The following is a 3,408-nucleotide window of genomic DNA, read 5'->3' as shown; positions in this document are numbered from 1 at the left end:
TCAGCAAACGCAGCAACGAAGAACAACACCAACCACAACGCAAACATCAAACGCTGGTGCGCACGCCTTACGCAGTTAGTCCGCGCCAATCTATTCGACGCTCATCAACCACTCATTACCCTCATTGGCCTGCGGATTAACCACCACCGTACAGGTCATCCCCGCCGCCAACAGCAACCCCTCAGGCACACGATCAATGCTGATCCGCACCGGCACCCGCTGCGCCAACCGCACCCAGTTAAACGTCGGGTTCACATCCGCCGTCAGCTCATGGCTCTGTGGGTTATCGCGGTCATAAATCCCCCGCGCAACACTGTGCACATGTCCCTGTAGAAGCGCGCCACTCATAATGCGCATCTGCACCGGATCACCAACCTTTATCAGCGGCAAGCGCGTCTCTTCAAAGTAGCCGTTGATATAAAACGAATGGCTGTCGACCAACGCCATGGTCGCCTGCCCACGCTGGGCAAAGTCGCCGCGGTAGACGTTGAGGTTGGTGATATAGCCATCCACCGGCGCGCGCACGTCGCTGCGTTGCAGATCCAGTCGCGCTGCCGCCAAGCGCGCCTGCGCCTGTTGATAGTCGGCCAGCGCGGCGGCTGCCAGGTGGCTGGCATCGTCACGACTTTCCCGCGATACCACCTGCTCATCCAGATCGGCGCGGCGCTCGGCGTTGCTCTTGCGCTGCTTCAGCAAGGCCTTGCGCGCCGCCACGTCGGCTTCGGCCTGCTGCACCGCCAGTTGGAAATGCTCAGGGTCGATACGCAGCAGCAAGTCGCCTTTTTTAACCGCTTGGTTGTCCGCCACCGCCACGTCCACCACCAGCCCACCGACGTCGGCGGCAATGTTGATGATATCGGCCCGCACGCGCCCATCCCGGGTCCAGGGCGCGTCCATGTAATGGCTCCACAGGGTACGCAACACAAACAGCGCCACGGTCACTACCAGCAGGCTGACAAACACGCTGATGATCTTTTTCACGGACATGCGAGGGTCTCGATTCAACGGTAAATGCACAGCGCCAACGCGCCGTACAAGCAGATAAACAGGCTGACCCGCAGCAACGTCGGGTGCCAGGCGTAGCGATAGCAACCCAGCCAGGCCAGCAGGCGATCCAGGCCCCAGCCGAGCACGACGCAGAGCAGAAACAACAGGGTCAGGCTGGGCATATACACGCCCAGCACGTGCACTTCACGGGGCATGTTCAGCTCCGGCAACAGGCGCCAGCGGTGATTCGGGGTCGAGCAAGGCACTGCGGATAAAGTGCAGGTAGCTCATTACCCGCCGCAACGGCGAGGTGTCGAACTGCGGCGCGCGCGGTTCCGCGGTGGCGCGTACGGCGGCGATGGCCAGCTCGACAGCCTGCAGGGCACGCTGGCGATAATCTTCCTGCGGGCGCACAAACAAACGAATCAACGCTCGGCCCATTACGCGAATGGCCTGGCGCCAGGGTGTGTCCTCGCCGTAGCAGGCCAGCGCCGGCAATGCTTCCTGCTCCTGACGCAACTCGATCACGGCATGGCCGATTTCCTGCACCAGAAACATCCAACGCAGTAATTGCCGTTGTACGTCCGGGCGGCCGTTGGAAAAACCGTGGGCTTGGTTCAGCAAGTCGCGGGTGCCACTTTCAAAACCGGCGACCAAGCCCCTGAGCTTGCCGCTCACGGCGAACACCACGCGCATGCGCAGATCATGTTCCAGACGCCGCCATAACCAGGGCCGGTTGGGCGGCAGAATCAAGGCTGTGGCCAGGGTCGCCATGGCCATCGACAGCAAGGCGGCGAGGTATTCGTTGATAAAACCGTAAGGGTTATAAACGGTCAGGTTGGCCGGCAGCGAAAGCATGCAAAACCACACCAACAAACCGGTGCCCACGCCTGCCCATTGCGGCCGCGTAAGCAAGGCCGCGCCAAGCGCAAACACCGGCGCCAACGCGCCGCACAGCAAGGCAAAACCATCCAACCTGGGCAGCACAAAAAACTGCAAGGCAAAGCCCATTACCGCGGCGCCACAGGCGCCCAACAACAACTGCGCGGCCAAGCGCTTGGGATTGGCGCCGGCGGAAACCAGGCCGGTAATCATGCCCGCCGTCATCACCAAGGTGGTGCCGCTCGGCCAGGCGGTGGCCAGCCAGAACGCGCTCAGCGTGAGCAGCAGCAACGCGCCACGCATACCCGCCACTATCGCCGCCATGCCGTTGGCCCGCGGGGTGAATACGCCAGTGAACTGCTCGCGCGCATGGTGATGGTCGAGCAAGGAGGCATGGGTCAGGGCGTAGTTGTGCAGGTCATCGGCAAAGCGGTAAAGCAACTCGGCAGCGGTGTTGAAGTCGAGCATTTGCGCTTCGTTGGGCAGCTGCATATTGAGTTGCAGACGCGCGCGACGAATCTGCTCCATCAACTCCACCTTGCACGCCAGCACGCGCTCGGCCAGTTGCACCGCTTCGCTGTCGCTGCCAAGCCGTGCGCGCAGCGGCGCCAGCACCACAGCCACTTCCGCCAAGCACGGTTGCAAGGCTTCAACCACGTGCTGTTCACCGGCCACCTGCAACCGCCGCAGCAACTGGTAGAGGGCATGAAAGCGGGTGGAGAGCTGCATAAATTCGGTGTTCAAGCGCGCCAGCCGACCGCTGCGCAGGCGCATATGCGGGTCTTCAAATGTGCTGGCATTGCGCAGGTTTTCCAGGCCCACGGCTTCGGCGGCAAAGCGCGCGTTAAGCGCCTCGAAACGTGCCGGCGCCAGCTCACCGGCCAGGCCTTCCCAGGCAAACCCGGCGAAGTCGCGAAAGCGTGCCGCCAGGGTGCTGCGCAATGAGTGGCTGCTGGATTGCGGCAGCAACACGCCGCTCACCACCCCAGTGCAGAGAATGCCCAAACTGATTTCCAGCACGCGCCACAGCGCCGCCATAAACGCCCCTTCCGGATGCAGGGTAGCCGGCAGGCCGATCATGGCGGCGGTGTAACCGGCGAGCACGCAGGCGTAGCCACGAAAGTCGCGGTAGCGCGTGGCGCCGGCCGTGCACAGGCCAATCCACAGCGCCAGGCTGAGCAAAAACAGCACCCGTTCCTGGGCGAACAAGGCGATCAACAGCACCATCATCGCCAGGCCAACAAAGGTGCCAATCAGCCGGTAAAAACTCTTGGCCAGCACCTGGCCGCTTTGCGGCTGCATGATGATAAAAACCGTCACCAGCACCGTACTGGGCTGCGGCAGTTGCAGACGGTAGGCCAGCCATAGGGCGACAAACGCAGTAAGCAATGCCTTGGCGACAAACACCCAAACCACGCCTTCGCTGCGGCCCCAATCGGCCAGGGTGGCGCGCAGCGGTTGTGCCGCTAACGTGCTCATGGGGTTGCCCCGTTTTCATTCAATACCCCGCCACCCAGGGCCACCCACAACTCGGCCTGG

At 62.5% G+C, this 3,408-nt stretch carries 3 protein-coding genes; all 3 read right to left on the bottom strand.

Features of this window, described 5'->3' with window-relative positions; genetic code table 11:
• Positions 1-90: 90 nt before the first annotated feature.
• Genes AAAB16_RS19935 through AAAB16_RS19925 form a run of 3 tightly spaced genes read right to left on the bottom strand, consistent with a single transcriptional unit; the run spans position 91 to position 3,348 of the window.
• The gene (locus AAAB16_RS19935) at positions 91-987 is read right to left on the bottom strand and encodes an HlyD family secretion protein (protein WP_340664892.1); all 897 of its coding nucleotides are present in this window, start codon (positions 985-987) and stop codon (positions 91-93) included.
• Positions 988-1,001: 14 nt separating this feature from the next.
• Positions 1,002-1,202 carry a DUF1656 domain-containing protein gene (locus AAAB16_RS19930; RefSeq protein WP_110615033.1) on the bottom strand — a complete coding sequence of 67 codons (201 nt, stop codon included), beginning with the start codon at positions 1,200-1,202 and terminating at the stop codon, positions 1,002-1,004.
• Entirely contained in the window at positions 1,192-3,348 is a 2,157-nt protein-coding gene (locus AAAB16_RS19925; RefSeq protein WP_340664891.1) for an FUSC family protein, read from the bottom strand. Before AAAB16_RS19925 ends, AAAB16_RS19930 begins: the two co-directional genes overlap by 11 nt.
• Between the last annotated feature and the right edge of the window lie 60 nt (positions 3,349-3,408).

The organism is Pseudomonas sp. (assembly GCF_037994325.1).
Classification (GTDB): domain Bacteria; phylum Pseudomonadota; class Gammaproteobacteria; order Pseudomonadales; family Pseudomonadaceae; genus Aquipseudomonas.
Note: the sequence above shows the minus strand (reverse complement) of the source record. Positions and strands in the feature narration are given on the sequence as shown.

Excerpts from the sequence above, each read along its gene's own strand:
- AAAB16_RS19935 (WP_340664892.1), bottom strand. The coding sequence starts at position 987 with ATGTCCGTGAAAAAGATCATCAGCGTGTTTGTCAGCCTGCTGGTAGTG.
- AAAB16_RS19930 (WP_110615033.1), bottom strand. The coding sequence starts at position 1,202 with ATGCCCCGTGAAGTGCACGTGCTGGGCGTGTATATGCCCAGCCTGACC.
- AAAB16_RS19925 (WP_340664891.1), bottom strand. The coding sequence starts at position 3,348 with ATGAGCACGTTAGCGGCACAACCGCTGCGCGCCACCCTGGCCGATTGG.